The following is a 21,382-nucleotide window of genomic DNA, read 5'->3' as shown; positions in this document are numbered from 1 at the left end:
CGGCAGGGGCACCCAGGTGCCCCTGCCGGGAACCGGCAGACGATCAGGAGATAGACGTGATCCAGCAGGAGTCGCGACTGCGCGTCGCCGACAACACGGGTGCGAAGGAAATTCTCACCATCCGTGTTCTCGGTGGCTCGGGTCGCCGCTACGCGGGCATCGGCGACGTCATCGTCGCCACCGTCAAGGACGCGATCCCCGGCGGCAACGTGAAGAAGGGTGACGTCGTCAAGGCGGTCATCGTTCGCACCGTCAAGGAGCGCCGCCGCCAGGACGGCTCGTACATCCGCTTCGACGAGAACGCCGCTGTCATTCTCAAGAACGACGGCGACCCTCGTGGCACCCGTATCTTCGGCCCGGTGGGCCGTGAGCTGCGCGAGAAGAAGTTCATGAAGATCATCTCGCTCGCGCCGGAGGTGCTGTAAGCATGAAGATCAAGAAGGGCGACCTGGTTCAGGTCATCACCGGTAAGGACAAGGGCAAGCAGGGCAAGGTCATCGTCGCCTTCCCCCGCGAGAACCGCGTCCTCGTCGAGGGTGTCAACCGGGTCAAGAAGCACACCAAGGCCGGTCAGACCGCTCGCGGTTCCCAGACCGGTGGCATCGTGACGACCGAGGCCCCGGTCCACGTCAGCAACGTGCAGCTGGTTGTTGAGAAGGACGGCAAGAAGGTCGTCACTCGCGTCGGCTACCGCTTTGACGACGAGGGCAACAAGATCCGCGTTGCCAAGCGGACTGGTGAGGACATCTGATGACTACCACCACCGCGCCGCGTCTGAAGCTGCGCTACCGCGAGGAGATCGCGGGCAAGCTGCGTGAGGAGTTCTCGTACGAGAACGTCATGCAGATCCCCGGTCTCGTCAAGATCGTGGTCAACATGGGTGTGGGCGACGCCGCCCGCGACTCCAAGCTGATCGACGGCGCTATTCGCGACCTCACCACGATCACCGGCCAGAAGCCGGCCGTCACCAAGGCCCGGAAGTCCATCGCGCAGTTCAAGCTGCGCGAGGGTCAGCCGATCGGCTGCCACGTCACCCTCCGCGGTGACCGCATGTGGGAGTTCCTGGACCGTACGCTGTCGCTCGCGCTGCCGCGTATCCGTGACTTCCGTGGTCTGTCGCCGAAGCAGTTCGACGGCCGTGGCAACTACACCTTCGGTCTCACGGAGCAGGTCATGTTCCACGAGATCGACCAGGACAAGATCGACCGGGTCCGGGGCATGGACATCACCGTGGTCACCACGGCGACCAACGACGACGAGGGTCGTGCCCTCCTTCGTCACCTCGGCTTCCCGTTCAAGGAGAACTGACCGTGGCGAAGAAGGCCCTGATCGCTAAGGCGGCCCGCAAGCCGAAGTTCGCTGTGCGCGCGTACACGCGTTGCCAGCGCTGCGGCCGGCCGCACTCCGTTTACCGCAAGTTCGGCCTGTGCCGCGTGTGCCTTCGTGAGATGGCTCACCGTGGCGAGCTGCCGGGCGTGACCAAGAGCTCCTGGTAGTACGGGACTTCCCGTACTCCGGATGCTCTCGGTAAGTATCTGGTCGGCAGGAGCCCGACACCGCATGCCGTAGGCTTGTGGGGTTGGGCGCCTGCCGCCCTGACCGACTTACTACGCCGTAGGTCCCCGCACCGCACCCGTCCCGCCACTGAGTGGGGAGAGGGATGGCGCATACAGGAAACCCCGGCGAGAGAGGCCGAAGGCCAATTCATGACCATGACTGATCCGATCGCGGACATGCTGACTCGTCTGCGTAACGCGAACTCGGCGTACCACGACACCGTGGCTATGCCGCACAGCAAGATCAAGTCGCACATCGCGGAGATCCTCCAGCAGGAGGGCTTCATCACCGGCTGGAAGGTCGAGGACGCCGAGGTCGGCAAGTCCCTCGTTCTCGAGCTGAAGTTCGGCCCGAACCGTGAGCGCTCCATTGCGGGCATCAAGCGGATCTCGAAGCCGGGTCTGCGCGTGTACGCGAAGTCCACCAATCTGCCGAAGGTCCTCGGCGGCCTGGGCGTGGCGATCATCTCCACGTCCCACGGTCTCCTGACCGGCCAGCAGGCAGGCAAGAAGGGCGTAGGTGGGGAAGTCCTCGCCTACGTCTGGTAGTCGGGAACGGAGGAAAAGCTAATGTCGCGAATCGGCAAGCTCCCCATCCAGGTTCCCGCCGGTGTGGACGTCACCATCGATGGCCGCACGGTCGCGGTGAAGGGCCCCAAGGGTTCCCTCACGCACACCGTCGCCGCGCCGATCGAGGTCACCAAGGGTGAGGACGGCGTGCTCAGCGTCACCCGCCCCAACGACGAGCGTCAGAACAAGGCCCTTCACGGCCTGTCCCGCACGCTGGTGGCGAACATGATCACCGGCGTGACCACGGGTTACACCAAGGCGCTCGAGATCAGCGGTGTCGGTTACCGCGTCCAGGCGAAGGGCTCCAACCTGGAGTTCGCCCTGGGCTACAGCCACCCGATCGTCGTCGAGGCCCCCGAGGGCATCACCTTCAAGGTCGAGTCGCCCACGAAGCTCAGCGTCGAGGGCATCGACAAGCAGAAGGTCGGCGAGGTCGCCGCTAACATCCGCAAGCTGCGGAAGCCCGACCCGTACAAGGCCAAGGGCGTCAAGTACGCCGGCGAGGTTATCCGCCGCAAGGTTGGAAAGGCGGGTAAGTAAGCCATGGCATACGGTGTAAAGATCGCCAAGGGTGACGCGTACAAGCGCGCTGCCATCAAGCGCCGCCACATCCGCGTCCGCAAGCACGTCTCCGGTACGCCGGAGCGTCCTCGCCTGGTCGTGACGCGCTCCAACCGCAACATCGTTGCTCAGGTCATCGACGACATCGCGGGCCACACGCTCGCGTCGGCGTCGACCCTGGACGCTTCGATCCGCGGTGGCGAGGCCGACAAGAGCGCCCAGGCCCAGCAGGTCGGCGCGCTTGTCGCCGAGCGTGCCAAGGCTGCCGGCGTCGAGGCCGTCGTGTTCGACCGTGGTGGCAACAGGTACGCCGGGCGCATTGCCGCTCTGGCTGACGCCGCCCGCGAAGCCGGGCTGAAGTTCTAAGCCCCGGTTCCGGGACTAACGGACGTAACAGAGAGAGGTAAATCCAATGGCTGGACCCCAGCGCCGCGGAAGCGGTGCCGGTGGCGGCGAGCGGCGGGACCGGAAGGGTCGCGACGGTGGCGCTGCCGCCGAGAAGACCGCTTACGTTGAGCGCGTTGTCGCGATCAACCGTGTCGCCAAGGTTGTCAAGGGTGGTCGCCGCTTCAGCTTCACCGCGCTGGTCGTGGTGGGCGACGGTGACGGCACTGTAGGCGTCGGATACGGCAAGGCCAAGGAAGTTCCCGCGGCCATCGCCAAGGGCGTTGAAGAGGCCAAGAAGAGCTTCTTCAAGGTTCCGCGCATCCAGGGCACCATCCCTCACCCGATTCAGGGCGAGAAGGCTGCGGGCGTCGTCCTGCTCAAGCCGGCTTCCCCCGGTACCGGCGTTATCGCCGGTGGCCCGGTGCGTGCCGTGCTCGAGTGCGCCGGCGTTCACGACATCCTGTCGAAGTCGCTCGGGTCGTCGAACCCGATCAACATCGTCCACGCGACTGTGACGGCCCTCAAGGGCCTGCAGCGTCCCGAGGAGATCGCGGCCCGCCGCGGTCTGCCCCTCGAGGACGTGGCCCCCGCGGCCCTGCTCCGTGCTCGTGCGGGAGCGGGTGCGTAATGGCCCGTCTCCAGATCACGCAGACGAAGTCGTACATCGGCAGCAAGCAGAACCACCGCGACACCCTGCGTTCGCTCGGGCTCAAGCGCCTGAACGACGTGGTTGTCAAGGAGGACCGCCCCGAGTTCCGCGGAATGGTGCACACCGTCCGCCACCTCGTGACGGTTGAGGAGGTCGACTGACATGGCGGAGAACAACCCGCTGAAGGTCCACAACCTCCGGCCCGCCCCGGGCGCCAAGACCGCCAAGACCCGTGTGGGTCGTGGTGAGGCGTCGAAGGGTAAGACCGCAGGTCGTGGTACCAAGGGCACCAAGGCCCGTTACCAGGTTCCGGAGCGCTTCGAGGGCGGGCAGATGCCCCTCCACATGCGTCTCCCGAAGCTCAAGGGCTTCAAGAACCCGTTCCGCACCGAGTACCAGGTCGTGAACCTGGACAAGCTCGCCGACCTCTACCCGCAGGGTGGAGAGGTCACGGTGGCCGACCTGGTCGCCAAGGGTGCGGTTCGTAAGAACCAGCTCGTCAAGGTGCTCGGCGCCGGCGAGGTCTCCGTGGCGCTGACGGTGACGGTTGACGCCGTTTCCGCCTCCGCCAAGGAGAAGATCGCTGCCGCTGGCGGCACCGTCACCGAGCTCGTCTGAGAGACGAGCCCGATGGCTTGAACACCGACCGGGGATGCCTCCCAAAAGGGGCATCCCCGGTTGGTCGTTCCTAGGGGGGCATGGTCGCCGGTATGGTGGCGTGCACCGTTAACTTCCGTGCGGTGCGCCCGCACGGCTTTTGACTGCTTTGTATTCGTGTACTAGTTGCATTCGTTGTTCCGTCGGATTCGTCGATCCTCAATACCGTCACCTCTGACGCAGTAGCGCGGGGGTCGCAGGAGGCACCGTGCTCACCGCGTTCGCCCGGGCGTTCAAGACGCCCGACCTGCGCAAGAAGCTGCTCTTCACACTGGGCATCATCGTGCTGTACCGGCTCGGGGCCCATGTTCCGGTTCCCGGCGTCAACTACAAGAACGTACAGATCTGTGTCGACCAGGCGCAGACGGGCGGGCTCTTCGGGCTCGTCAACCTGTTCAGCGGTGGCGCCCTGCTGCAGATCACGATCTTCGCGCTCGGCATCATGCCGTACATCACGGCGAGCATCATCCTGCAGCTGCTGACCGTGGTCATCCCGCGACTGGAGGCCCTCAAGAAGGAGGGGCAGTCCGGCACCGCCAAGATCACGCAGTACACGCGTTATCTGACGGTCGCCCTCGCCGTGCTCCAGGGCACCGGTCTGGTGGCCACCGCCCGCAACGGCGCGATCTTCCAGGGCTGCCAGGTCGCGGGCCAGATCGTCCCCGACAAGTCGATCTTCGTGACGATCACGATGGTGGTCACCATGACGGCGGGCACCGCGGCCGTCATGTGGCTCGGTGAGCTCGTCACCGACCGCGGCATCGGCAACGGCATGTCGATCCTGATGTTCATCTCGATCGCCGCCGGCTTCCCGGGCGCCCTGTGGGCCATCAAGGAGAAGGGCGAGCTGGCCAACGGCTGGATCGAGTTCGGCATCGTGATCCTCGTCGGCTTCGCCATGGTCGGTCTCGTGGTCTTCGTCGAGCAGGCGCAGCGCAGGATCCCCGTGCAGTACGCGAAGCGCATGATCGGGCGGAAGTCCTACGGCGGTACGTCCACTTACATCCCCCTGAAGGTGAACCAGGCGGGTGTGATTCCCGTCATCTTCGCCTCGTCCCTGCTCTACATCCCGATGCTGATCGTCCAGTTCAGCGGCGGAGGGGCCAGCAGCGACTGGGGCCGGTGGATTCAGGGGAACTTCGTGGATGGCCAGCCCATCTACATCGCCACGTACTTCCTGTTGATCGTGTTCTTCGCCTTCTTCTACGTGGCGATCTCGTTCAACCCCGAGGAAGTCGCCGACAACATGAAGAAGTATGGTGGCTTCATCCCGGGTATCCGGGCAGGTCGGCCTACCGCCGAGTACCTGAGCTACGTGCTCAACCGGATCACTTGGCCGGGCTCGCTGTATCTGGGTCTGATCGCTCTTGTGCCGACGATGGCGTTGGCAGGCTTCGGCGCGAACGCGGACTTCCCCTTCGGTGGAACAAGCATCCTCATCATCGTGGGTGTGGGTCTCGAGACCGTGAAGCAGATCGAGAGTCAGCTCCAGCAGCGCAATTACGAAGGGTTCCTCCGCTGATGCGAATCGTCCTCGTCGGGCCGCCCGGTGCCGGCAAGGGAACGCAGGCCGCGTTCCTTGCCAAGAACCTGTCGATCCCGCACATCTCCACGGGCGACCTCTTCCGCGCCAACATCAGTCAGGGCACGGCTCTCGGCAAGCAGGCCAAGGCGTTCATGGACGCCGGGAACCTGGTTCCGGACGAGGTCACCATCGGGATGGCCAAGGACCGCATGTCCCAGCCCGACGCGGTTGGCGGCTTCCTGCTGGACGGCTTCCCGCGCAACGTGTCGCAGGCCCTGGCGCTCGACGAGTCGCTGAAGGCCGAGGGGCTGCACCTCGACGGTGTGCTGGACCTGGAAGTCCCCGAGGACGAGGTCGTGAAGCGGATCGCGGGTCGCCGCACCTGCCGTAACGATTCGAGCCACGTCTTCCACGTGACGTACAGCCCGCCGAAGCAGGACGACGTCTGCGACGTCTGCGGCGGCGAGCTCTACCAGCGCGGCGACGACACCGAGGAAACGGTGCGCCGCCGGCTGGAGGTCTACCACAGCGAGACCGAGCCGATCATCGACCACTACAAGGCGCAGGGCCTGGTGGTCACCATCTCCGCGCTGGGCAAGGTCGACGAGGTCACCGCCCGTGCGATGGAAGCCCTGAAGAAGTCCTCCGCCGAGGGCTGATCGAACGAGCAGTACGACGGTTGCGGCCGCGGTGTCCGAGAGGCGCCGCGGCCGTACTGTTGAGCGCGCGGCGACGCGTGGTACGCAGTACGTGGTAGGCAGTGACAGCGAAGGTGGAAGGCACAGACATGGTGGAGATCAAGACCCCCGGGCAGATCGCGAAGATGCGCGAGGCGGGGCTGGTCGTCGCCGCCGTCCACGCGGCGACGCGTGAGGCGGCCGTGCCGGGCGCCACCACCCGCGACCTGGACGAGGTGTCGCGCAAGGTGCTCGCCGAGCACGGCGCGAAGTCGAACTTCCTCGGGTACGGCGGGTTCCCCGCCACCATCTGCACCTCGGTGAACGAGGTCGTCGTCCACGGCATCCCGGACGAGAAGACGGTCCTCAAGGACGGCGACATCATCTCGATCGACGCCGGCGCGATCGTCGACGGCTGGCACGGCGACGCGGCGTACACCGCCTTCGTCGGCACCGGTCACGCCCCCGAGCTGATCGAGCTCTCGCGGGTGACCGAGGAGTCGATGTGGGCGGGCCTGGCAGCCATGAAGGCCGGCAACCGGCTCGTCGACATCTCCAAGGCGATCGAGTCGTACATCCGCCGGCAGCCGCGTCCGGCGACCGGCAAGTACGGGATCATCGAGGACTACGGCGGCCACGGCATCGGGTCCGAGATGCACATGGACCCGCACCTGCTGAACTACGTCACGCGCAAGCGGGGCAAGGGCCCGAAGCTGGTTCCCGGCTTCTGCCTGGCGATCGAGCCGATGGTGAGCCTCGGCACGGCGCAGACGGACGTGCTGGAGGACAACTGGACCGTCGTCACCACCGACGGCACCTGGTCCTCGCACTGGGAGCACTCGGTGGCGCTGACCGAGGAGGGTCCCCTCGTCCTGACCGCCGTCGACGGCGGCCGGGCGAAGCTGGCGGAGTACGGCGTCACGGCGGCCCCCGATCCGCTGGCCTGAGACGGGTCGTCCGATCGGCGTAATGATCTTGACTGTTGGGCACACTTGCCGGATTCGTCTTTTCCGGGTGCCTGACGTAGACTGACTCGTCGGCTCGCGTGTACCCGTATGCCTGCATACGGATGTGCGAGTCGATCAAGGTAGCCGATTCGAAGGGCGAAGCGTGGCCAAGAAGCAAGGTGCCATCGAAATCGAGGGCACCGTGATCGAGTCCCTCCCGAACGCAATGTTCAAGGTGGAACTTCAGAACGGTCACAAAGTCCTAGCGCACATCAGCGGCAAGATGCGTATGCACTACATCCGCATCCTCCCGGATGACCGGGTCGTGGTGGAGCTTTCTCCGTACGACCTGACGCGTGGCCGGATCGTCTACCGGTACAAGTAGATCTTGCCCGCGTCCCGTGTCTCACGGGGCGGTGGCACTGACCCGGAGAACCTCACATCCCATGAAGGTCAAGCCGAGCGTCAAGAAGATCTGCGACAAGTGCAAGGTGATCCGCCGTCACGGCCGGGTCATGGTCATCTGCGAAAACCTGCGCCACAAGCAGCGCCAGGGCTGACGCACGACCCCCTGCATCTCGCAGAACTTCGCGCGACGCACGTAAATACGTACATACGCAGAACCCAGCACCCGAGGGTGCTGACACCTCCGGCGGAGGCCGGGGACCTGGAACGTACCTCGTACGGCGGCCACGGAACGGTTCTGCGGAAGACCTCCGAGCAAACAGGAGCCATGCATGGCACGCCTTGAAGGCGTTGACCTCCCGCGCGAAAAGCGTATCGAGGTCGCCCTCACCTACGTCTTCGGCATCGGTCGCACCCGTGCCAAGGAGACTCTCGCCGCCACCGGCGTGAACCCCGACACGCGCGTTCGTGACCTCGGCGAGGAAGACCTCGTCAAGATCCGCGAGTACGTCGACGTGAACTTCAAGACCGAGGGTGACCTCCGTCGCGAGGTGCAGGCCGACATCCGCCGCAAGGTCGAGATCGGCTGCTACCAGGGTCTGCGTCACCGCCGCGGCCTGCCGGTCCACGGTCAGCGCACCAGCACGAACGCCCGTACCCGCAAGGGCCCGCGTCGCGCCATCGCCGGCAAGAAGAAGCCGGGCAAGAAGTAGTCCTCAGCCGGACGCTCATCAGCGGTCTTCGCTGTAGGACCGACCACCTCCCGTAGGAGATATAGATGCCCCCCAAGGGTCGTCAGGGCGCCGCCAAGAAGGTGCGCCGCAAGGAAAAGAAGAACGTCGCTCACGGGCACGCCCACATCAAGAGCACGTTCAACAACACGATCGTCTCGATCACCGACCCCACGGGCAACGTGATCTCCTGGGCCTCCGCCGGCCACGTCGGCTTCAAGGGCTCGCGCAAGTCCACCCCCTTCGCCGCGCAGATGGCCGCCGAGTCGGCCGCCCGCCGCGCGCAGGAGCACGGCATGCGCAAGGTCGACGTCTTCGTCAAGGGTCCCGGCTCCGGCCGTGAGACCGCGATCCGCTCCCTCCAGGCCACCGGCCTCGAGGTCGGCTCGATCCAGGACGTCACCCCCACCCCGCACAACGGATGCCGGCCGCCCAAGCGTCGCCGCGTCTGATCCAGGTTGTTGCAGTGCGTGACGAGTGAAGACCGACCTTCACTCCGACCGCGTTGTACTCGGGCGGTACGGTCCTTCGGGCCGTGCCGCCCGTACCCTTGTAGTAGTTGGCATCAAATAGTGGGTGCCAAGACTGGAGGCATTTCTCATGCTTATCGCTCAGCGTCCGTCGCTGACCGAAGAGGTCGTCGACGAGTACCGCTCGCGGTTCGTGATCGAGCCCCTCGAGCCGGGCTTCGGTTACACCCTCGGTAACTCCCTTCGCCGTACGCTCCTCTCCTCGATCCCCGGTGCCGCTGTCACCAGCATCCGGATCGACGGCGTCCTGCACGAGTTCACCACCGTGCCGGGTGTCAAGGAGGACGTCACCGACCTCATCCTGAACATCAAGCAGCTGGTCGTCTCCAGCGAGCACGACGAGCCCGTCGTGATGTACCTGCGCAAGCAGGGCCCGGGTCTGGTCACCGCCGCTGACATCGCCCCGCCGGCCGGCGTCGAGGTGCACAACCCCGACCTGGTCCTCGCCACGCTCAACGGCAAGGGCAAGCTGGAGATGGAGCTGACCGTCGAGCGCGGTCGCGGCTACGTCTCCGCCGTCCAGAACAAGCAGGTGGGCCAGGAGATCGGCCGTATCCCGGTCGACTCCATCTACTCGCCGGTGCTCAAGGTCACGTACAAGGTCGAGGCGACCCGTGTCGAGCAGCGCACCGACTTCGACAAGCTGATCGTCGACGTCGAGACCAAGCAGGCCATGCGCCCGCGCGACGCCATGGCGTCCGCCGGCAAGACCCTGGTCGAGCTGTTCGGTCTGGCGCGCGAGCTCAACATCGACGCCGAGGGCATCGACATGGGCCCGTCCCCCACGGACGCCGCCCTGGCCGCCGATCTGGCGCTGCCGATCGAGGAGCTCGAGCTCACCGTTCGTTCGTACAACTGCCTCAAGCGCGAGGGCATCCACTCCGTGGGTGAGCTCGTGGCGCGTTCCGAGGCCGACCTGCTCGACATCCGCAACTTCGGTGCGAAGTCGATCGACGAGGTCAAGGCGAAGCTGGCCGGCATGGGCCTGGCCCTCAAGGACAGCCCGCCCGGATTCGACCCGACCGCCGCCGCCGACGCCTTCGGCGCCGACGACGACGCGGACGCCGGTTTCGTCGAGACCGAGCAGTACTAGAAACTTCCGGCGGGCAGCAGCTCGCCGGTAACTGACACCGGTACCTGATACGGCCGGTGCAGACACGAGGAGAAACACCATGCCGCGTCCCGCAAAGGGTGCCCGTCTGGGCGGCAGCGCCGCGCACGAGCGTCTGCTTCTCGCCAACCTGGCGAAGTCGCTGTTCGAGCACGGTCGCATCACGACGACCGAGGCCAAGGCCCGCCGCCTGCGCCCCGTCGCCGAGCGTCTGGTCACCAAGGCGAAGAAGGGCGACATCCACAACCGTCGCCTGGTGCTGCAGACGATCACGGACAAGAGCGTCGTGCACACGCTCTTCACCGAGATCGCCCCGCGGTACGAGAACCGCCCCGGTGGTTACACCCGCATCACGAAGATCGGCAACCGTCGTGGCGACAACGCCCCGATGGCGGTCATCGAGCTGGTCGAGGGACTGACCGTGGCCCAGGAGGCCACCGGTGAGGCCGAGGCCGCGACGAAGCGCGCGGTGAAGGAAGACGCAGCCAAGAAGGACGAGGCTGCTCAGGACGACGCTCCGGCCGCCGAGGCTGCCGAGGGCGAGTCCAAGGACGCCTGAGCGTTCTGACTCCACCGGGCGGGCCCGCATCACCCTTCGGGGCGGTGCGGGCCCGCTCTGTTTTTCGCGGCTTTGAGAGGATGCGCTGGTGAGCGAGGACATTGAGGGTGCGGCGCCGGGTTTCGTACGGGTGCGGCTGGACCTTTCGTACGACGGCAGGGACTTCTCCGGCTGGGCGAAGCAGACCGAGCGGCGCACGGTCCAGGGGGAACTGGAGAGCGCGCTGCGGACCGTGACCCGGTCCTCGCGGACGTACGAGCTGACGGTCGCCGGGCGCACCGACTCGGGCGTGCACGCGCGCGGCCAGGTCGCGCACGTCGACCTGCCCGAGGACGTCTGGGCCGAGCACCACGACAAGTTGCTGCGGCGGCTGGCGGGGCGGCTGCCGCACGACGTACGGGTCTGGAAGGCGGCGGAGGCTCCCCCGGGGTTCAACGCCCGGTTCGCGGCCGTCTGGCGGCGCTACGCCTACCGCGTGACGGACGCCCCGGGTGGCGTCGACCCGCTGCTGCGCGGGCACGTCCTGTGGCACGACCGGCCGCTGGACGTGGACGCCATGAACCGGGCGGCCGAGCGCCTGGTCGGCGAGCACGACTTCGCGGCCTACTGCAAGAGGCGTGAGGGCGCGACGACGATCCGCACGCTCCAGCGGCTGAGCTGGGAGCGCGGGGCGGACGGGATCATCACGGCCACCGTGCGCGCCGACGCCTTCTGCCACAACATGGTGCGCTCCCTGGTCGGCGCGATGCTGTTCGTCGGCGACGGCCACCGGGACGCGGACTGGCCGGGGAAGGTGCTGGCGGCGGGCGTACGGGACTCGTCCGTCCACGTCGTACGCCCGCACGGCCTCACCCTGGAGGAAGTCGGCTACCCCGCCGACGCGTTGCTGGCCGAGCGGGCCCGGCAGGCCCGCAACATGCGGACCCTGCCGGGCTCACCGGCCGGTTCAGGGGCCGGCGGTGGCTGCTGCTGACGCCTGGACCTTCCCGCGCTGGTGGATCTGGCGGAACGTGAACTCCGCCAGGTCGTCACCGGCGGTGTAGACGTTCTTGTCGGTCGTGACGACGTTCCTGCCGCTGGTGAAGCCGCCCACCGTGAAGTAGGCGTAACGGCCGTAGGCGTTGGTGGTCTTGCGGCAGATCGCGCCGGCCCGGCAGAACGTCGGGACGCCGCCGCCGGAGAGGGAGGCCAGGCCGCCGGTCGCCTGCTCCTTGGCCTTCTGGGCCTGCGCGGCGGTGTCGAAGACCGCGACGCCGACGGTGACGGCGACGCCGTTCGTGGAGTACGTCGCGCGGATGAGCTGGTCGCAGCCGTTCTTGGTCAGTACGGCGCCCAGCGCGCCCTGGGTCCCGGCGGCGCAGGCGGTCGTGCGGTTCGTCGCGCCCTTGGCGTACGGGCGGTCGCCGAACTTCAGCTTCTTGCCGGGGAACAGGGTGTCGGCGCTCAGCGGCAGCTTGTCCTTCTCGGCGCTGGAGATGAACTCCCTGGGGTCGGGCGGGGGCGGCGGCGCCTGGGAGGAGAAGGAGGGGCCGGGCTGCCCGGAGCCGGTCGGCAGGGTCTCGGGGGTCGGCAGCCCGCTCGCGCCGGTGTTCCTGGCGTTCGGGTTGTCGCCGTTCGTCGTGACGACCGCCGTGGCGACGATCGCGCCGACCAGGGCGGTCGCCAGCACGCCGCCGCCGATGTACATCCACCGCTTGCGGCGGGCGCGCGCGGCGGAGGCGTCGGCGAGCGCCGCCCAGTCCGGCGTGTCGGAGGTGTGCTGCGTTCCGTACGGATCGTGAGGGCCCTGCTGTCCCTCGGGGCCACCCCATGAGGGCCCCCCTTGCCCAAAGCTCATGCCGCGCATCCTAATCCGGTTGGGTGATGCGGCGGACGGCGGCGAGAATGCGGAGCATGGGACATCTTGAGGCCGCACACGTCGAGTACTACCTGCCGGACGGACGGCCGCTGCTCGGCGACGTCTCCTTCCGGGTGGGGGAGGGCGCGGTGGTGGCCCTGGTGGGGCCCAACGGGGCGGGGAAGACGACCCTGCTCCGGCTGATCTCCCGGGAGCTCCAGCCGCACGGCGGGTCGGTGACGGTCAGCGGCGGGCTCGGGGTGATGGGGCAGTTCGTGGGCTCCGTACGGGACGAGCGGACGGTACGGGACCTGCTGGTCTCGGTGTCCCCGGAGCGGATCCGGGAGGCGGCCGCCGCCGTGGACCGGGCCGAGCACGGGATCCTGACCGTGGACGACGAGAAGGCGCAGATGGGGTACGCGCAGGCGCTGTCGGACTGGGCGGAGGCCGGCGGGTACGACGCCGAGACCGTCTGGGACATGTGCTCCATGGCGGCGCTGGGCATCCCGTACGACAAGGCGCAGTACCGCGAGGTGCGGACGCTCAGCGGGGGCGAGCAGAAGCGGCTGGTGCTGGAGGCGCTGCTGCGCGGGCCCGAGGAGGTGCTGCTGCTGGACGAGCCGGACAACTATCTGGACGTGCCGGGCAAGCGGTGGCTGGAGGAGCGGCTGAAGGAGACCCGCAAGACGGTCTTCTTCGTGTCCCACGACCGCGAGCTGCTCTCGCGCGCCGCCGACAAGATCGTGAGCCTGGAGCCCGGGCCGACCGGGGCCGACGCCTGGGTGCACGGCGCCGGGTTCGACACCTTCCACGAGGCACGGGCCGAGCGGTTCGCGCGGTTCGAGGAGCTCCTGCGCCGGTGGGAGGAGGAGCGCGCGCGGCTCAAGGCGCTGGTGCTGAGGCTGCGGGGGCAGGCCGCGAGCAGCCCCGACATGGCCTCGCGCTACCGGGCGATGCGCACGCGCTTCGAGAAGTTCGAGGAGGCCGGTCCGCCGCCGGAGCCGCCGCGCAGGCAGGACATCCGGATGCGGCTGCGCGGCGGGCGCACCGGCGTGCGGGCGGTGGTCTGCAAGGGGCTCGAGCTCACCGGGCTGATGAAGCCGTTCGACCTGGAGGTCTACTACGGGGAGCGGGTCGCCGTGCTCGGCTCGAACGGGTCCGGCAAGTCGCACTTCCTGCGGCTGCTCGCCGGGGAGGACGTACGGCACACGGGGGAGTGGAAGCTGGGTGCGCGGGTCGTGGCCGGGCACTTCGCGCAGACCCACGCGCACCCCGAGCTGGTCGGGCGCTCGCTCGTCGACATCCTGTGGTCCGAGCACTCCAAGGACCGGGGCGGGGCGATGGGCGCGCTGCGCCGGTACGAGCTGGAGCGCCAGGGCGACCAGGCGTTCGACCGGCTGTCGGGCGGGCAGCAGGCGCGGTTCCAGATCCTGCTCATGGAGCTGGAGGGGACCACGGCGCTGCTGCTCGACGAGCCGACGGACAACCTCGACCTGGAGTCCGCCGAGGCGCTCCAGGAGGGACTGGAGGCGTACGACGGGACGGTGCTCGCGGTCACGCACGACCGGTGGTTCGCCAAGTCCTTCGACCGGTACCTGGTCTTCGGGTCGGACGGCGTCGTCCGGGAGACGGCGGAGCCGGTGTGGGACGAGCGCCGGGTGGACCGGGCGCGGTAGCCGGGGGGCCCGCCGCGGGCCTCCGCCGGGCCGTTTTGACCCGTACGGGGGCAGGCGGGTAAGCTTCCAGTTCGTTATGCGTATTGGCTTGGTCGTTCTCACGCGAGGGGCCCTTACGCCGGTCCACCGGGCCGATGACCAGCGGCAGGCAGACGGGTTGCGTCCCCGGATGCCGCCAAGGCTGTCGTGATCGTCCCAGTGGCCTTGTCAGGACCCACTCACTGAAGAAGCGAAGGCTACGACCGTGCGTACGTACAGCCCCAAGCCCGGCGATGTCACGCGCCAGTGGCACATCATCGACGCGCAGGACATCGTCCTGGGCCGTCTGGCGACGACTGCCGCCAACCTCCTGCGGGGCAAGCACAAGGCGATCTACGCCCCGCACATGGACATGGGTGACTTCGTCATCATCGTCAACGCCGACAAGGTTCACCTGTCCGGCAACAAGAAGACCCAGAAGATGGCGTACCGCCACTCCGGCTTCCCGGGTGGTCTGCGCTCCGTTCGTTACGACGAGCTGCTGGCGAAGAACCCCGAGAAGGCCGTCGAGAAGGCCATCAAGGGCATGATCCCCAAGAACACCCTGGGTCGCCAGATGCTCTCGAAGCTGAAGGTCTACGCAGGTCCCGAGCACCCGCACGCTGCCCAGCAGCCGGTGCCGTTCGAGATCACCCAGGTCGCGCAGTAGTTCCGGCCACACCCCCTAAGAACGAAAGAAATCTGAGGAGAATCGTGGCCGAGACCACTGTTGAGACGCCCGTCGAGGGTTCCGAGGCCGAAGAGACCTTCGCCGAGGTGACCACCTTCGAGTCCGAGGTTCCCGTCGAGGGCGAGTACACCAGCGAGTCCCTCGCGGGCCGTTTCGGTGACCCGCAGCCGGCGGCCGGCCTTGGCCGTCGCAAGAACGCCATCGCCCGCGTCCGGATCGTTCCGGGCACCGGCAAGTGGAAGATCAACGGGCGTACGCTCGAGGACTACTTCCCGAACAAGGTCCACCAGCAGGAAGTCAACGAGCCCTTCAAGGTGCTCGAGCTCGACGGCCGCTACGACGTCATCGCCCGCATCGCGGGTGGCGGCGTCTCCGGTCAGGCCGGTGCGCTCCGTCTCGGTGTCGCCCGCGCGCTGAACGAGGCCGACGTGGACAACAACCGCGCCACGCTGAAGAAGGCCGGCTTCCTCTCCCGCGACGACCGTGCGGTCGAGCGCAAGAAGGCCGGTCTCAAGAAGGCCCGTAAGGCGCCGCAGTACAGCAAGCGCTAATCCGCCTGCTTGCCCGTATCAGACGTTTCGCCCCGGCGGCACCTCGTGTGCTGTCGGGGCGTTCGTTTATCGCTTTGTAGCCAGCTTGCATTCTCGGAGCATTTTCGGAGGACACCAGTGGGACGACTCTTCGGCACTGACGGTGTGCGCGGTGTCGCCAACGCGGACCTGACGGCCGAGCTCGCGCTCGGCCTGTCGGTCGCGGCGGCGCATGTGCTCGCCGAGGCGGGCACCTTCGAGGGGCATCGGCCGACCGCCGTGGTCGGCAGGGACCCGCGTGCGTCGGGGGAGTTCCTCGAGGCCGCCGTAGTGGCGGGCCTGGCGAGCGCGGGCGTCGACGTGCGGCGCGTGGGCGTGCTGCCCACCCCCGCGGTGGCATACCTCACCGGGGCGCTGGGGGCCGATCTCGGCGTCATGCTCTCCGCCAGCCACAACGCCATGCCGGACAACGGTGTCAAGTTCTTCGCGCGCGGCGGGCACAAGCTGGCCGACGAGCTGGAGCACCGGATCGAGGCCGTGTACGAGCAGCACCGGTCCGGTGAGCCCTGGGCCCGGCCGACCGGGGCGGGCGTCGGACGGGTCACCGACTACGACGAGGGCTTCGACCGGTACATCGCCCACCTGATCGGCGTCCTGCCGAACCGGCTCGACGGGCTCAAGGTCGTACTGGACGAGGCGCACGGAGCGGCCTCGCGCGTCTCCCCCGAGGCGTTCGCCCGGGCCGGGGCGGAGATCGTCACGATCGGCGCCGACCCGGACGGGCTCAACATCAACGACGGGTGCGGTTCCACGCACCTGGACCTCCTGCGGGCCGCCGTCGTCGAGCACGGCGCCGACCTCGGCATCGCGCACGACGGCGACGCCGACCGGTGCCTGGCCGTGGACGCCGAGGGCCGCGAGGTCGACGGCGACCAGATCCTCGCCGTGCTCGCCCTCGCCATGCGCGAGGCCGGTCAGCTGCGCAAGAACACCGTCGTCGGCACCGTCATGTCGAACCTCGGCTTCAAGATGGCCATGGAGCGCGAGGGCATCGAGCTCGTGCAGACCGCCGTCGGCGACCGGTACGTACTGGAGTCGATGAAGGCGGAGGGGTACGCCCTGGGCGGTGAGCAGTCCGGGCACGTGATCGTGCTGGACCACGCGACCACCGGCGACGGCACCCTCACCGGCCTCATGCTGGCGGCGCGGGTGGCCGCCACCGGGCGTACGCTCGCGGACCTCGCCGGGGTCATGGACCGGCTGCCGCAGATCCTCGTCAACGTGCCCGACGTCGACAAGTCGCGCGTCAGCACCTCCGCGGAGCTGGCGGCCGCCGTCGCCGACGCCGAGCGGGAACTGGGCGCCACGGGGCGGGTTCTGCTGCGTTCGTCGGGCACCGAGCCGCTGGTGCGGGTCATGGTCGAGGCGGCCGACATCGAGCAGGCGAAGGCGGTCGCGGGGCGGCTCGCCGACGTGGTGAAGTCCGCGCTCGGTTAGACGGTCCTCGCGGCTTCGCGCTCGCGCTGCCTCCTCCAGAAGAACTTCTGGGTGAGCAGCGTGAGCGTGCCGGCGACGACGATGCCGAGCAGATTCAGCAGCAACTGCTCGGTGGAGCGCCAGGTCTGGCCCCCGTCTCCGTAGATGAGGGCCACGGCGGCGTTGGCCGCCGCCGGGACCGTCGTCACGGAGATGGCCACGCCCACCAGTGCGCCGGATTTGGCCGAGGTGAGCGACAGCATGCCGGCCGCGCCCGCCAGTACGGCCACGACGAACGAGAACCGGTCGGGCGCGTAGATGAAGCCGGTGTTGGGGCGTTCGGCGTCCAGTCTCGCCTCGGTGAACATGCCCGTCGCGTCCATGAAGAGGCTGAACAGGACCGTCACCGCCATCGCCGCCGCGAAGCCCACGACCAGCGCGGTGAGCGAGCGCCACGCCAGTTTCGGGGCGCGCTGCACCAGGGCCGTGCAGAAGCCGGCCAGCGGCCCGAACTCCGGGCCCACCGCCATGGCGCCGACGATCAGGATCGCGTTGTCGAGCACCACACCGCAGGCGGCGATCATGGTCGCCAGCGACAGGAACGCGATGTAGGTGACGGAGAGCGTCGACTCCTCGTGGGTCGCGTCCGACAACTGCTCCCACAGCACCGCGTCCGCGCCCTCGCCCGGTGCCGCCTTCTCGGCCCGGTCGGCGCGGTGGGAGAGCGAAAGGTCGATGTTCTCGACGGCGATCGAACCGCACTCGTCGATGCCCATGCCGCGCAGCGCGTTGATGAGGTCGTCGCCCGCCTCGCGCGCCACGTCGCACATGACGAGGTCGCCCAGGGGGTCGCGGGCCGCGCCGGGGACCACGGCGAGGTGGGTCGTGCCGACCGTCTTCTCCACCGTGCTCACGACCTCGTCGGTGCGGTCGGCGGGGACGATCAGACGAAGGTGAAGCACGGACGTACCCCTCAGAGTTTGCGGAGCGAGAGGCGCTTGACCTTGTGGTCGGGGCCTTTGCGCACCACCAGCGTGGCACGGCCGCGCGTGGGCGCCACGTTCTCCAGCAGATTGGGCTTGTTGACGGTCCGCCACATCGTACGGGCGTACTCCAGGGCCTCCTCCTCGGAGACCTGGGTGTACTTGGTGAAGTACGACGAGGGGTCCTGGAACGCCGTGGCGCGCAATTTGCGGAAGCGGCCCAGGTACCAGCTCTCGATGTCCTCGGCGCGGGCGTCGACGTACACGCTGAAGTCGAAGTAGTCGGCGAGACCGACCCGGGTGCGGCCGTCCTTGCCGGGGAGCGCGGGCTGGAGGACGTTCAGGCCCTCGACGATCAGGATGTCCGGGCGCCGGATCGTGAGGCGCTCGCCGGGGACGATGTCGTAGATCAGGTGGGAGTAGACGGGGGCGGTGACCTCGTCCTTGCCGGCCTTGATGTCGGCGACGAAGCGGGTCAGGGCGCGCCGGTCGTACGACTCGGGGAAGCCCTTGCGGGCCGTCAGGCCGCGCCGCTCCAGCTCCGCCATGGGGTGGAGGAAGCCGTCGGTGGTCAGCAGCTCCACGCGCGGGTGTTCCGGCCAGCGGGCCAGCAGCGCCTGGAGGAGGCGGGCGACGGTGGACTTGCCCACGGCGACGCTGCCGGCGACCCCTATGACGAAGGGGGTGCCGCGCTGCGAGCCGTGGCCGTCGCCGCCGTCGCCGAGGAAGGTGTTCAGGGCGCCGCGCAGGCCGGAGGTGGCCTGCACGTACAGGTTGAGCAGGCGGGACAGGGGGAGGTAGACGTCCCGCACCTCGTCGAGGTCGATGACGTCGCCCAGGCCGCGCAGCCGTTCGAGTTCCTCGGCGGTGAGCGGCAGCGGCGTCTTCTCGCGCAGCGCGCTCCACTCCGCCCGGGTGAGGTCCAGATACGGCGAAGCGTCGGCCCGGCGCTGGGAGCTTCGTGGCGGCGAAGTGATCACACGAACATTGTCGGGTCTGCGGAGGCGTCGTGGGTGGTGTGCTCGGTCACGTGGGGGCGTCGGCCGTAGGGTGCGGACATGTGCGGAATCGTGGGGTACGTCGGCGGGCAGTCGGCGCTTGATGTTGTCGTCGCGGGACTGAAGCGGCTCGAATACCGGGGCTACGACTCGGCGGGGGTGGCCGTCCTCTCCGACGGCGGACTGGCCGCCGCGAAGAAGGCGGGCAAGCTCGTCAACCTGGAGAAGGAGCTCGTGGGACGGCCGCTGCCGGCCGGTGCCACGGGCATCGGACACACCCGGTGGGCCACGCACGGCGGGCCCACCGACACCAACGCGCACCCGCATCTGGACAACGCGGGGCGCGTCGCCGTGGTGCACAACGGGATCATCGAGAACTTCGCCGGACTGCGGGCGGAGCTGGCCGAGCGCGGGCACGAGCTGGTGTCGGAGACCGACACCGAGGTCGTGGCGCACCTGCTCGCGGAGTCCTTCTCCTCGTGCGGCGACCTCGCGGAGTCGATGCGGCAGGTGTGCCGGCGGCTCGACGGGGCGTTCACGCTGGTCGCCGTGCACGCGGACGAGCCCGACGTGGTCGTGGGGGCGCGGCGCAACTCGCCGCTCGTGGTGGGCGTGGGCGAGGGCGAGGCGTTCCTCGCCTCCGACGTGGCGGCGTTCATCGCGTACACGCGCTCCGCGATCGAGCTGGGCCAGGACCAGGTCGTCGAGTTGCGGCGGGACGGGGAGGGGGGCGGCTCGGCCGGGGTGTCGGTCACCGTCACCGACTTCCACGGCGCCCCGGGCGAGGCGCGGTCCTACCACATCGACTGGGACTCCTCCGCCGCCGAGAAGGGCGGTTACGACTACTTCATGCTGAAGGAGATCGCGGAGCAGCCCAAGGCGGTCGCCGACACGCTGCTGGGGCGGATCGACTCCGCGGGGTCCCTGACGCTCGACGAGGTGCGGATCCCCGACTCCGTGCTGCGGGAGGTCGACAAGATCGTGGTGGTGGCGTGCGGGACCGCCTACCACGCGGGGATGATCGCGAAGCTGGCCATCGAGCATTGGACGCGCATCCCGTGCGAGACGGAGCTGGCGAGCGAGTTCCGCTACCGCGACCCCATCCTCGACGCGCGGACGCTGGTGATCGCGATCTCGCAGTCCGGCGAGACCATGGACACGCTGATGGCGCTGCGGCACGCGCGGGAGCAGGGCGCGAAGGTGCTTGCGGTGTGCAACACGAACGGGTCGACGATTCCCCGCGAGTCCGACGCGGTGCTCTACACGCACGCGGGACCGGAAGTCGCCGTCGCCTCCACCAAGGCGTTCCTCACCCAGCTGACCGCCTGCTACCTCGTCGCCCTCTACCTGGCGCAGGTGCGCGGGTCGAAGTGGGGGGACGAGGTCCGGGGCGTCGTGCGCGAGCTGTCCGCGATCTCGGGCGAGGTGGAGCGGGTCCTGGAGACCATGGAGCCCGTACGGGAGCTGGCCCGGTCCCTGGCCGGCAAGAACACGGTGCTGTTCCTCGGACGGCATGTGGGGTACCCGGTCGCTCTGGAAGGGGCGCTCAAGCTGAAGGAGCTCGCGTACATGCACGCGGAGGGATTCGCAGCGGGCGAGCTGAAGCACGGACCCATCGCGCTCATCGAGGACGACCTGCCGGTGGTCGTCGTGGTGCCCTCGCCCCGGGGGAGGTCCGTGCTGCACGACAAGATCGTGTCGAACATCCAGGAGATCAGGGCCCGAGGGGCGCGCACGATCGTGATCGCGGAGGAGGGGGACGAGGCGGTGGTTCCGTACGCCGATCACCTGATCCGCATCCCGGCCACGCCGACGCTCCTCCAGCCGCTCGTGTCCACCGTGCCCCTCCAGGTCTTCGCCTGCGAGCTGGCCACGGCCCGGGGCAACGAGGTCGACCAGCCGCGCAACCTGGCGAAGTCCGTGACGGTGGAGTGAGCGAGTGATCATCGGGGTGGGAATCGACGTCGCCGAGATCGACCGCTTCAGGGCGTCGATGGAGCGTACGCCGCAGCTGGCGCGGCGGTTGTTCCTGGACAGCGAGCTGTACCTGCCGGGCGGCGACCGGCGGGGCTACGCCTCGCTCGCCGCCCGGTTCGCGGCCAAGGAGGCCCTCGCGAAGGCGCTGGGCGCGCCGGCCGGGCTGCACTGGACGGACGCCGAGGTGTACGTGGAGGACAGCGGGCAGCCCCGGCTGCGGGTGAGCGGGACCGTGCTGGCGCGGGCGGAGGCGCTCGGGGTGCGGTCCTGGCACGTGTCGCTCAGTCACGACGCGGGCATCGCTTCCGCGGTCGTCGTCGCGGAAGGGTGA

General features: G+C 68.4%; 29 protein-coding genes. 26 read left to right on the top strand and 3 right to left on the bottom strand.

From position 1 onward, the window contains the following. The first annotated feature begins 56 nt into the window (after positions 1–56). The 20 genes from rplN (at position 57) to truA (ending at position 11,838) form a co-directional block, all read left to right on the top strand. Entirely contained in the window at positions 57–425 is a 369-nt protein-coding gene (gene rplN / locus ACWGH0_RS15240) for a 50S ribosomal protein L14 (protein ID WP_003966950.1), read from the top strand. A 2-nt stretch (positions 426–427) separates the two neighbouring features. Further along, positions 428–751 carry a 50S ribosomal protein L24 gene (rplX, locus tag ACWGH0_RS15235; RefSeq protein ID WP_028812367.1) on the top strand — a complete coding sequence of 108 codons (324 nt, stop codon included), beginning with the start codon at positions 428–430 and terminating at the stop codon, positions 749–751. After that, the gene (rplE, locus tag ACWGH0_RS15230) at positions 751–1,308 is read left to right on the top strand and encodes a 50S ribosomal protein L5 (RefSeq protein ID WP_028812366.1); all 558 of its coding nucleotides are present in this window, start codon (positions 751–753) and stop codon (positions 1,306–1,308) included. Before rplX ends, rplE begins: the two co-directional genes overlap by 1 nt. Before the next feature lie 2 nt (positions 1,309–1,310). Further along, positions 1,311–1,496 carry a type Z 30S ribosomal protein S14 gene (locus ACWGH0_RS15225; RefSeq protein WP_004571834.1) on the top strand — a complete coding sequence of 62 codons (186 nt, stop codon included), beginning with the start codon at positions 1,311–1,313 and terminating at the stop codon, positions 1,494–1,496. Between the two features lie 210 nt (positions 1,497–1,706). Next, the gene (gene rpsH / locus ACWGH0_RS15220; protein ID WP_028812365.1) at positions 1,707–2,105 is read left to right on the top strand and encodes a 30S ribosomal protein S8; all 399 of its coding nucleotides are present in this window, start codon (positions 1,707–1,709) and stop codon (positions 2,103–2,105) included. Positions 2,106–2,126: 21 nt separating this feature from the next. Beyond that, positions 2,127–2,666 (top strand): 50S ribosomal protein L6, encoded by a 540-nt coding sequence (gene rplF, locus ACWGH0_RS15215; RefSeq protein ID WP_138894201.1) that lies wholly within the window; start codon positions 2,127–2,129, stop codon positions 2,664–2,666. A 3-nt stretch (positions 2,667–2,669) separates the two neighbouring features. Further along, complete coding sequence (gene rplR, locus ACWGH0_RS15210) at positions 2,670–3,053, top strand: 50S ribosomal protein L18 (protein ID WP_028812363.1); 384 nt, start codon at positions 2,670–2,672, stop codon at positions 3,051–3,053. Between the two features lie 46 nt (positions 3,054–3,099). Beyond that, on the top strand, positions 3,100–3,702 hold the full coding sequence (gene rpsE / locus ACWGH0_RS15205; RefSeq protein WP_028812362.1) for a 30S ribosomal protein S5: 603 nt from the start codon (positions 3,100–3,102) through the stop codon (positions 3,700–3,702). Beyond that, positions 3,702–3,884: a 50S ribosomal protein L30 gene (gene rpmD / locus ACWGH0_RS15200; RefSeq protein ID WP_028812361.1), complete on the top strand. Its 183-nt coding sequence runs from the start codon at positions 3,702–3,704 to the stop codon at positions 3,882–3,884. Before rpsE ends, rpmD begins: the two co-directional genes overlap by 1 nt. Before the next feature lies 1 nt (position 3,885). Next, the gene (gene rplO, locus ACWGH0_RS15195; RefSeq protein WP_028812360.1) at positions 3,886–4,341 is read left to right on the top strand and encodes a 50S ribosomal protein L15; all 456 of its coding nucleotides are present in this window, start codon (positions 3,886–3,888) and stop codon (positions 4,339–4,341) included. Between the two features lie 247 nt (positions 4,342–4,588). Continuing rightward, positions 4,589–5,902 carry a preprotein translocase subunit SecY gene (secY, locus tag ACWGH0_RS15190; RefSeq protein ID WP_453404610.1) on the top strand — a complete coding sequence of 438 codons (1,314 nt, stop codon included), beginning with the start codon at positions 4,589–4,591 and terminating at the stop codon, positions 5,900–5,902. After that, positions 5,902–6,564: an adenylate kinase gene (locus ACWGH0_RS15185; protein WP_453404609.1), complete on the top strand. Its 663-nt coding sequence runs from the start codon at positions 5,902–5,904 to the stop codon at positions 6,562–6,564. The genes secY and ACWGH0_RS15185 overlap by 1 nt, the downstream gene beginning before the upstream one ends. A 128-nt stretch (positions 6,565–6,692) precedes the next feature. Further along, positions 6,693–7,529: a type I methionyl aminopeptidase gene (map, locus tag ACWGH0_RS15180; RefSeq protein ID WP_453404608.1), complete on the top strand. Its 837-nt coding sequence runs from the start codon at positions 6,693–6,695 to the stop codon at positions 7,527–7,529. Positions 7,530–7,692: 163 nt separating this feature from the next. Next, entirely contained in the window at positions 7,693–7,914 is a 222-nt protein-coding gene (gene infA, locus ACWGH0_RS15175; protein ID WP_003956442.1) for a translation initiation factor IF-1, read from the top strand. Between the two features lie 61 nt (positions 7,915–7,975). After that, entirely contained in the window at positions 7,976–8,089 is a 114-nt protein-coding gene (gene rpmJ / locus ACWGH0_RS15170) for a 50S ribosomal protein L36 (protein WP_009740505.1), read from the top strand. Positions 8,090–8,266: 177 nt separating this feature from the next. Next, a complete protein-coding gene (gene rpsM / locus ACWGH0_RS15165; RefSeq protein ID WP_138894206.1) occupies positions 8,267–8,647 on the top strand; it encodes a 30S ribosomal protein S13 in 381 nt (126 codons plus the stop codon). 65 nt (positions 8,648–8,712) lie between these two features. Next, positions 8,713–9,117 (top strand): 30S ribosomal protein S11, encoded by a 405-nt coding sequence (gene rpsK / locus ACWGH0_RS15160; protein WP_003948617.1) that lies wholly within the window; start codon positions 8,713–8,715, stop codon positions 9,115–9,117. A gap of 148 nt (positions 9,118–9,265) precedes the next feature. After that, entirely contained in the window at positions 9,266–10,288 is a 1,023-nt protein-coding gene (locus ACWGH0_RS15155) for a DNA-directed RNA polymerase subunit alpha (protein WP_003956430.1), read from the top strand. Positions 10,289–10,367: 79 nt separating this feature from the next. Next, complete coding sequence (rplQ, locus tag ACWGH0_RS15150) at positions 10,368–10,865, top strand: 50S ribosomal protein L17 (protein WP_453404607.1); 498 nt, start codon at positions 10,368–10,370, stop codon at positions 10,863–10,865. An 88-nt stretch (positions 10,866–10,953) separates the two neighbouring features. Then, positions 10,954–11,838 (top strand): tRNA pseudouridine(38-40) synthase TruA, encoded by an 885-nt coding sequence (gene truA, locus ACWGH0_RS15145; protein WP_453404606.1) that lies wholly within the window; start codon positions 10,954–10,956, stop codon positions 11,836–11,838. On the opposite strand, the gene ACWGH0_RS15140 is transcribed toward truA, so the two are convergent. Then, positions 11,812–12,702 carry a hypothetical protein gene (locus ACWGH0_RS15140; RefSeq protein ID WP_453404605.1) on the bottom strand — a complete coding sequence of 297 codons (891 nt, stop codon included), beginning with the start codon at positions 12,700–12,702 and terminating at the stop codon, positions 11,812–11,814. The two genes, truA and ACWGH0_RS15140, sit on opposite strands and share 27 nt — an antisense overlap. A 47-nt stretch (positions 12,703–12,749) precedes the next feature. Here ACWGH0_RS15140 and ACWGH0_RS15135 point away from each other — a divergent pair, with 47 nt between their 5' ends. The 4 genes from ACWGH0_RS15135 (at position 12,750) to glmM (ending at position 17,114) form a co-directional block, all read left to right on the top strand. Continuing rightward, the gene (locus tag ACWGH0_RS15135) at positions 12,750–14,378 is read left to right on the top strand and encodes an ABC-F family ATP-binding cassette domain-containing protein (protein ID WP_453404604.1); all 1,629 of its coding nucleotides are present in this window, start codon (positions 12,750–12,752) and stop codon (positions 14,376–14,378) included. A gap of 244 nt (positions 14,379–14,622) precedes the next feature. Beyond that, positions 14,623–15,066 carry a 50S ribosomal protein L13 gene (gene rplM, locus ACWGH0_RS15130; protein WP_138901382.1) on the top strand — a complete coding sequence of 148 codons (444 nt, stop codon included), beginning with the start codon at positions 14,623–14,625 and terminating at the stop codon, positions 15,064–15,066. Between the two features lie 44 nt (positions 15,067–15,110). Then, positions 15,111–15,638: a 30S ribosomal protein S9 gene (rpsI, locus tag ACWGH0_RS15125; protein ID WP_028812350.1), complete on the top strand. Its 528-nt coding sequence runs from the start codon at positions 15,111–15,113 to the stop codon at positions 15,636–15,638. A gap of 117 nt (positions 15,639–15,755) precedes the next feature. Then, the gene (gene glmM, locus ACWGH0_RS15120) at positions 15,756–17,114 is read left to right on the top strand and encodes a phosphoglucosamine mutase (RefSeq protein WP_453404603.1); all 1,359 of its coding nucleotides are present in this window, start codon (positions 15,756–15,758) and stop codon (positions 17,112–17,114) included. Here glmM and ACWGH0_RS15115 read toward each other — a convergent pair. Beyond that, positions 17,111–18,055 (bottom strand): DUF389 domain-containing protein, encoded by a 945-nt coding sequence (locus tag ACWGH0_RS15115; RefSeq protein WP_453404602.1) that lies wholly within the window; start codon positions 18,053–18,055, stop codon positions 17,111–17,113. The genes glmM and ACWGH0_RS15115 overlap by 4 nt on opposite strands. Before the next feature lie 11 nt (positions 18,056–18,066). Beyond that, positions 18,067–19,056: a type I pantothenate kinase gene (gene coaA / locus ACWGH0_RS15110; RefSeq protein WP_453404601.1), complete on the bottom strand. Its 990-nt coding sequence runs from the start codon at positions 19,054–19,056 to the stop codon at positions 18,067–18,069. Positions 19,057–19,134: 78 nt separating this feature from the next. Between coaA and glmS the strand changes: the two genes are divergently transcribed. Together glmS and ACWGH0_RS15100 are read left to right on the top strand one after the other, a co-directional pair. Next, entirely contained in the window at positions 19,135–21,009 is a 1,875-nt protein-coding gene (gene glmS, locus ACWGH0_RS15105; protein WP_453404600.1) for a glutamine--fructose-6-phosphate transaminase (isomerizing), read from the top strand. Between the two features lie 4 nt (positions 21,010–21,013). After that, on the top strand, positions 21,014–21,382 hold the full coding sequence (locus ACWGH0_RS15100; RefSeq protein ID WP_453404599.1) for a holo-ACP synthase: 369 nt from the start codon (positions 21,014–21,016) through the stop codon (positions 21,380–21,382).

This window comes from Streptomyces sp. NPDC054887 (assembly GCF_053610585.1).
This window is presented reverse-complemented; position numbering and strand designations above follow the sequence as displayed.

What these genes read in the sequence shown, in the direction of transcription:
- ACWGH0_RS15135 (WP_453404604.1), top strand. Translation starts at nt 12,750, where the DNA reads ATGCGGAGCATGGGACATCTTGAGGCCGCACACGTCGAGTACTACCTG.
- rpmJ (WP_009740505.1), top strand. Translation starts at nt 7,976, where the DNA reads ATGAAGGTCAAGCCGAGCGTCAAGAAGATCTGCGACAAGTGCAAGGTG.
- rpsH (WP_028812365.1), top strand. Translation starts at nt 1,707, where the DNA reads ATGACCATGACTGATCCGATCGCGGACATGCTGACTCGTCTGCGTAAC.
- rpmD (WP_028812361.1), top strand. Translation starts at nt 3,702, where the DNA reads ATGGCCCGTCTCCAGATCACGCAGACGAAGTCGTACATCGGCAGCAAG.
- ACWGH0_RS15155 (WP_003956430.1), top strand. Translation starts at nt 9,266, where the DNA reads ATGCTTATCGCTCAGCGTCCGTCGCTGACCGAAGAGGTCGTCGACGAG.
- rplQ (WP_453404607.1), top strand. Translation starts at nt 10,368, where the DNA reads ATGCCGCGTCCCGCAAAGGGTGCCCGTCTGGGCGGCAGCGCCGCGCAC.
- rplO (WP_028812360.1), top strand. Translation starts at nt 3,886, where the DNA reads ATGGCGGAGAACAACCCGCTGAAGGTCCACAACCTCCGGCCCGCCCCG.
- rpsK (WP_003948617.1), top strand. Translation starts at nt 8,713, where the DNA reads ATGCCCCCCAAGGGTCGTCAGGGCGCCGCCAAGAAGGTGCGCCGCAAG.
- rpsE (WP_028812362.1), top strand. Translation starts at nt 3,100, where the DNA reads ATGGCTGGACCCCAGCGCCGCGGAAGCGGTGCCGGTGGCGGCGAGCGG.
- ACWGH0_RS15140 (WP_453404605.1), bottom strand. Translation starts at nt 12,702, where the DNA reads ATGAGCTTTGGGCAAGGGGGGCCCTCATGGGGTGGCCCCGAGGGACAG.
- map (WP_453404608.1), top strand. Translation starts at nt 6,693, where the DNA reads ATGGTGGAGATCAAGACCCCCGGGCAGATCGCGAAGATGCGCGAGGCG.
- rpsM (WP_138894206.1), top strand. Translation starts at nt 8,267, where the DNA reads ATGGCACGCCTTGAAGGCGTTGACCTCCCGCGCGAAAAGCGTATCGAG.
- ACWGH0_RS15185 (WP_453404609.1), top strand. Translation starts at nt 5,902, where the DNA reads ATGCGAATCGTCCTCGTCGGGCCGCCCGGTGCCGGCAAGGGAACGCAG.
- rplF (WP_138894201.1), top strand. Translation starts at nt 2,127, where the DNA reads ATGTCGCGAATCGGCAAGCTCCCCATCCAGGTTCCCGCCGGTGTGGAC.
- glmS (WP_453404600.1), top strand. Translation starts at nt 19,135, where the DNA reads ATGTGCGGAATCGTGGGGTACGTCGGCGGGCAGTCGGCGCTTGATGTT.
- rplR (WP_028812363.1), top strand. Translation starts at nt 2,670, where the DNA reads ATGGCATACGGTGTAAAGATCGCCAAGGGTGACGCGTACAAGCGCGCT.
- rplE (WP_028812366.1), top strand. Translation starts at nt 751, where the DNA reads ATGACTACCACCACCGCGCCGCGTCTGAAGCTGCGCTACCGCGAGGAG.
- rplX (WP_028812367.1), top strand. Translation starts at nt 428, where the DNA reads ATGAAGATCAAGAAGGGCGACCTGGTTCAGGTCATCACCGGTAAGGAC.